Genomic DNA, 4,678 nt, shown 5'->3' on the forward strand with positions numbered 1-4,678 from the left:
GATGAGATCGCGCAGACCGTGCTCGGCGCGCAGGCAGTGATGCCGCGCGCCGCGGCGGGCATGCGGTACCGGGGAGCGGCGGCCGTCGTCGGGGCTGGCGGGCTGAGGCTCGGCGGTCCGCCGCGGCGCCGGGGTGCCCCGCCCCGGCGCCGAAGGGAGTCAGCCCTCCTCGGTGCGCTTGAGCACCTCGGTGAGCCGGTTCGCGGCGGCGACGACGGCGGCCGCGTGCAGCCGACCGGGCTGGCGCCCCATGCGCTCGATCGGGCCGGAGACCGACACGGCGGCGAGGACCCGGCCCGACGGCCCGCGGACGGGTGCGGAGATGGAGGCGACGCCGGGCTCGCGCTCGGCGACGGACTGCGCCCACCCGCGCCGCCGCACGGCCGAGAGCACGGTCGCGGTGAAGTTGGCGCCGTGGAGCCCGCGGTGCAGGCGGTCCGGCTCCTCCCAGGCGAGCAGGACCTGCGCGGCGGAGCCGGCGAGCATGCTCAACGTCGCCCCGACGGGGATCGAGTCCCGCAGGCCCATCGGCCGCTCGGCAGCGGCCACGCAGATGCGCTGGTCCGCCTGGCGGCGGTACAGCTGCGCGCTCTCGTTGGTGTGGTCGCGCAGCGCCGTCTGGACCGGTCCCGCCGCAGCCAGGAGCCGGTCCTCGCCGGCCGCGGACGCGAGCTCGGCCAGGCGCGGCCCGAGAATGAACCGGCCCTGCATGTCCCGCGCGACGAGGCGGTGGTGCTCGAGCGCGACGGCGAGACGGTGCGCCGTCGGACGGGCAAGATGGGTCAAGGCGACGAGTTGCGCGAGGGTGGCCGGCCCGGCCTCGAGGGCACCGAGCACGGTGGCGGCCTTGTCAAGGACGCCGACTCCGCTAGAGTTGTCCATGGAGCGATATTGACATCTCAGCCCGTGAGATGCAAGCCACGTGTCGAAGTGTCCTCGTCCGGGGGCCGACCCGAAGGAGATGAGAACGCGATGAGCGGAACGCTGGCCGAGAAGGTCTGGGACGCGCATGTGGTGCGCGAGGGCACGGGCGGGGCGCCGGACCTGCTGTACGTCGACCTGCACCTCGTCCACGAGGTGACGAGCCCGCAGGCGTTCGAGGGCCTGCGCCTCACCGGCCGTCCGGTGCGCCGGCCGGACCTGACGATCGCGACCGAGGACCACAACACCCCCACGCTCGACATCGACCGTCCGATCGCGGACAAGACCAGCCGCACCCAGATCGAGACCCTGCGCAACAACGCCAAGGAGTTCGGCATCCGCCTGCACTCCCTCGGGGACGCCGACCAGGGCATCGTGCACGTCGTCGGCCCGCAGCTCGGCCTGACCATGCCCGGCCTGACGGTCGTGTGCGGCGACTCCCACACCTCCACCCACGGCGCCTTCGGCGCGCTGGCGTTCGGCATCGGCACCTCCGAGGTCGAGCACGTCCTGGCCACCCAGACGCTGCCCCTGGCGCCCTTCAAGACCATGGCGATCAACGTGGACGGCACGCTGCGCCCCGGCACGACGGCGAAGGACGTCATCTTGGCGATCATCGCCAAGATCGGCACCGGTGGCGGCCAGGGCTACGTGCTGGAGTACCGCGGCGAGGCGATCCGCAACCTCTCGATGGAGGCGCGGATGACCATCTGCAACATGTCCATCGAGGCCGGCGCCCGCGCCGGCATGATCGCCCCCGACGAGAACACCTTCGAGTACATCAAGGGCCGCCCGCACGCCCCCGAGGGCGCCGACTGGGACGCCGCCGTCGAGTACTGGCGGACCCTGCGCTCCGACGACGACGCCGTCTTCGACGTCGAGGTCGACCTCGACGCCGGCAGCCTCGAGCCCTTCGTCACCTGGGGCACCAACCCCGGCCAGGGCCTGCCGCTCTCGGCGTCCGTGCCCGACCCGGTCGACATCGCCGACGAGGGTGCCCGCAAGGCCGCCGAGCGTGCCCTGGAATACATGGCGCTGACGCCCGGCACGCCGCTGAAGGACATCACCGTGGACACCGTCTTCATCGGCTCGTGCACCAACGGCCGCATCGAGGATCTGCGCGCCGTCGCCGACATCGTCAAGGGTCGCACCAAGAACGAAGACGTCCGCGTGCTCGTCGTCCCCGGCTCCGCCCGGGTCCGGCTGCAGGCCGAGGCCGAGGGGTTGGACAAGGTCTTCCTCGACTTCGGCGCCGAGTGGCGCAACGCCGGGTGCTCCATGTGCCTGGGCATGAACCCCGACCAGCTCAAGCCGGGGGAGCGGGCGGCGTCGACGTCCAACCGCAACTTCGAGGGCCGTCAGGGCAAGGGCGGGCGCACCCACCTGGTCTCCCCGCTCGTGGCCGCGGCCACCGCCATCCGCGGCACGCTCTCCGCCCCGGCGGACCTCGAGCCGTCCGCCGTCAACGCCTGAGCCACGAGGAGATCACGACCATGGACAAGTTCAGCCAGCACACCGGCGTCGGCGTCCCCCTGCGCCGCAGCAACGTCGACACGGACCAGATCATCCCCGCGGTCTACCTCAAGCGGGTCACCCGTACCGGCTTCGAGGACGCGCTCTTCGCCGCCTGGCGCGGCGATCCCGACTTCGTGCTCAACCAGCCCGCCTACACCAACGGGTCGGTGCTCGTCGCCGGCCCGGACTTCGGCACCGGCTCCTCCCGGGAACACGCCGTGTGGGCGCTGAAGGACTACGGCTTCAAGGTGGTGCTCGCCCCGCGCTTCGCGGACATCTTCCGCGGCAACTCCGGCAAGCAGGGCCTCGTCGCCGGCGTCATCAGCCAGGAAGACGCCGAGATGCTGTGGAAGGTCCTCGAGACCGAGCCCGGTACCGAGGTGACGGTGGACCTGGAGCACAAGAGCGTCGTCGCCGGCGACGTCCACGCGACATTCGAGATCGACGACTACACGCGGTGGCGCCTCATGGAGGGCCTGGACGACATCGGCCTGACCCTCCAGAACGAGCCCAGCATCACCGCCTATGAGCAGACGCGGGCCGGGTGGCGCCCCAGGACCCTGCCCGCCAAGCACCTCCCGCCCGTCCACATCACGGCCGCCCGCCCGGTCGGCTCCGGTGGCGAGGGGCTCCCGGCGCACGCCGACGCACCGCTCGTCTGAGCATCCGCGCCGATCAGGAGGCCGCGGCGAGACGCCGCGACCTCCTGCGTCCCGGGCGGCCTCCTGCGCGGCTGTGTCCGGTGCAACACCGCGCGGCACCCGCGTCGACGCGCAGGACCGTATCCTGGAACGCGACGGGCCACCGAGCCCGCCCGGAGCAAGCGGCCCGTTGCCGGGTCCGGTGAGGTGGGTATGAGCGGTCTGCTGACGGTCGAGGGCGGCTCGCCGCTGAACGGCGAGATCACGGTGCGTGGCGCGAAGAACTTCGTCTCCAAGGCGATGGTGGCCGCGCTCCTGGGCGAATCGCCGTCCGTGCTGCGCAACGTCCCGCTCATCCGCGACGTCGAGGTGGTCTCCGACCTCCTGCGCCTGCACGGCGTCACCGTCGACCAGGACGGCGAGGCGGGCACCCTCCACCTCGACCCGAGCAACGTCGAGTCCGCGCACGTCGCCGACATCGACGCCCATGCCGGCTCCTCGCGCATCCCGATCCTGTTCTGCGGGCCGCTGCTCCACCGCCTCGGTGAGGCCTTCATCCCCGACCTGGGTGGTTGCCGCATCGGCGACCGCCCGATCGACTTCCACCTCGAGATCCTGCGCAAGTTCGGCGCCGTGGTGGACAAACGGGTCCAGGGAATCCACATCTCCGCGCCCGAGGGCCTGCGCGGCACGAAGATCGAGCTGCCCTTCCCGAGCGTCGGTGCCACCGAGCAGACCCTGCTCACCGCCGTGCGGGTCCAGGGCCTCACCGAGCTGTCCAACGCGGCCATCGAGCCGGAGATCATGGACCTCATCGCCGTGCTGCAGAAGATGGGCGCCATCATCTCGGTCGACACCGACCGCACCATCCGCATCGAGGGCGTCCCGCGCCTCGACGGCTTCCGCCACACCGCCCTCGCCGACCGCATCGAGGCCGGCTCCTGGGCGTCGGCCGCCCTGGCCACGCACGGCGACGTGTTCGTCAAGGGTGCGACGCAGCCGGAGATGACGACGTTCCTCAACACCTTCCGCAAGGTCGGTGGCGCGTTCGAGGTGCTCGACGACGGCATCCGGTTCTGGCACCCGGGCGGCGACCTGAGCTCCATCGTGCTCGAGACCGACGTGCACCCCGGCTTCATGACCGACTGGCAGCAGCCGCTCGTCGTCGCCCTCACGCAGGCCAGGGGGCTGTCCATCGTCCACGAGACGGTCTACGAGAACCGTTTCGGCTTCACCGACGCGCTGCGCGGGATGGGTGCGACCATCCAGCTCTACCGCGAGTGCCTCGGCGGGCTCGGGTGCCGCTTCGGCCAGCGCAACTTCTACCACTCCGCTGTCGTCTCCGGCCCGACGCCGCTGAAGGCGGCCGACATCGAGGTCCCGGACCTGCGCGGCGGCTTCTCCCACCTCATCGCCGCGCTCGCGGCCGAGGGCACCTCGCGGGTGCGTGGCATCGAGATCATCAACCGCGGATACGAGGACTTCATGGGCAAACTCGAAGCGCTCGGCGCCAAGGTCACGCTCGCCTCCTGACGGGCGGGTCCGGGCGGGCCCGAGCGGGGTGCGGGTCGGGGTTCGCGACCGACGCCCCTAGGCGGGTT

Annotated in this window: 4 protein-coding genes; 3 read left to right on the forward strand and 1 reads right to left on the reverse strand. The window is 71.8% G+C overall.

Annotated features, from left to right (window positions below):
• Positions 1-159: 159 nt before the first annotated feature.
• Positions 160-882 (reverse strand): IclR family transcriptional regulator, encoded by a 723-nt coding sequence (locus ACYC1Z_RS04850; protein ID WP_461408412.1) that lies wholly within the window; start codon positions 880-882, stop codon positions 160-162.
• Between the two features lie 90 nt (positions 883-972).
• Between ACYC1Z_RS04850 and leuC the strand changes: the two genes are divergently transcribed.
• The 3 genes from leuC to murA all read left to right on the forward strand — a co-directional run bounded on the left by leuC (position 973) and on the right by murA (position 4,610).
• Entirely contained in the window at positions 973-2,394 is a 1,422-nt protein-coding gene (gene leuC, locus ACYC1Z_RS04855) for a 3-isopropylmalate dehydratase large subunit (RefSeq protein WP_461408413.1), read from the forward strand.
• 20 nt (positions 2,395-2,414) lie between these two features.
• Entirely contained in the window at positions 2,415-3,098 is a 684-nt protein-coding gene (gene leuD / locus ACYC1Z_RS04860; protein WP_461408414.1) for a 3-isopropylmalate dehydratase small subunit, read from the forward strand.
• Positions 3,099-3,290: 192 nt separating this feature from the next.
• Positions 3,291-4,610 (forward strand): UDP-N-acetylglucosamine 1-carboxyvinyltransferase, encoded by a 1,320-nt coding sequence (gene murA, locus ACYC1Z_RS04865; protein ID WP_461408415.1) that lies wholly within the window; start codon positions 3,291-3,293, stop codon positions 4,608-4,610.
• Positions 4,611-4,678 lie beyond the last annotated feature (68 nt).

Source organism: Georgenia sp., assembly GCF_054605595.1.

Bases quoted from the DNA above. Each gene is read 5' to 3' on its own strand.
- ACYC1Z_RS04850 (WP_461408412.1), bottom strand. From the start codon at position 882: ATGGACAACTCTAGCGGAGTCGGCGTCCTTGACAAGGCCGCCACCGTG.
- leuC (WP_461408413.1), top strand. From the start codon at position 973: ATGAGCGGAACGCTGGCCGAGAAGGTCTGGGACGCGCATGTGGTGCGC.
- leuD (WP_461408414.1), top strand. From the start codon at position 2,415: ATGGACAAGTTCAGCCAGCACACCGGCGTCGGCGTCCCCCTGCGCCGC.
- murA (WP_461408415.1), top strand. From the start codon at position 3,291: ATGAGCGGTCTGCTGACGGTCGAGGGCGGCTCGCCGCTGAACGGCGAG.